Genomic DNA, 512 nt, shown 5'->3' with positions numbered 1-512 from the left:
TGCCGATCTGGTTCGCCATCTTGCCTGGCCGCTTTCTCAACGACTCAAGCGACGGGCCCCATCACGCCGCCATGCGCCCTGGCCAGGCGGAACTGGCCTACCGCATCCGCAAGCTTGTTGGCTTGCTCGTGCAGGAAACCGGCGGCCGCCGAGGCTTGCTCCACCAGCGCCGCATTCTGCTGGGTCGCGCCGTCGAGCTGGCTCACGGCCTGGTTGACCTGCGTGATGCCCACGCTTTGCTCGCTGCCGGCATTCGAGATTTCGCGCAGCACCTGCTCGACCTGCTTCACGCAGGCCACGATGCTGTTCATCGTCGCCCCGGCGTCCCGCACCAGTTCCGCGCCCGAGTCCACCTTGGCCACCGATTTGCTGATCAGCGCCTTGATCTCCTTGGCGGCCTGGGCGCTGCGCTGGGCAAGCGTGCGGACCTCGCCAGCCACCACGGCGAATCCGCGCCCCTGTTCGCCAGCGCGGGCGGCTTCCACGGCGGCGTTCAGCGCCAGGATGTTGGT

1 protein-coding gene is annotated in these 512 nt (G+C 68.0%); it reads right to left on the bottom strand.

Annotated elements, in window-relative coordinates:
• Nucleotides 1-44: 44 nt before the first annotated feature.
• A partial coding sequence (locus OR16_RS38770; RefSeq protein WP_006164901.1) for a methyl-accepting chemotaxis protein occupies nucleotides 45-512 on the bottom strand: 468 nt, incomplete at its 5' end.

Origin of the sequence: Cupriavidus basilensis OR16, from assembly GCF_000243095.1 — a bacterium.
GTDB classification, from domain to species: domain Bacteria; phylum Pseudomonadota; class Gammaproteobacteria; order Burkholderiales; family Burkholderiaceae; genus Cupriavidus; species Cupriavidus basilensis_D.
The sequence above is the reverse complement of the archived record's forward strand: the minus strand, read 5'-3'. Positions and strand labels throughout refer to the sequence as shown.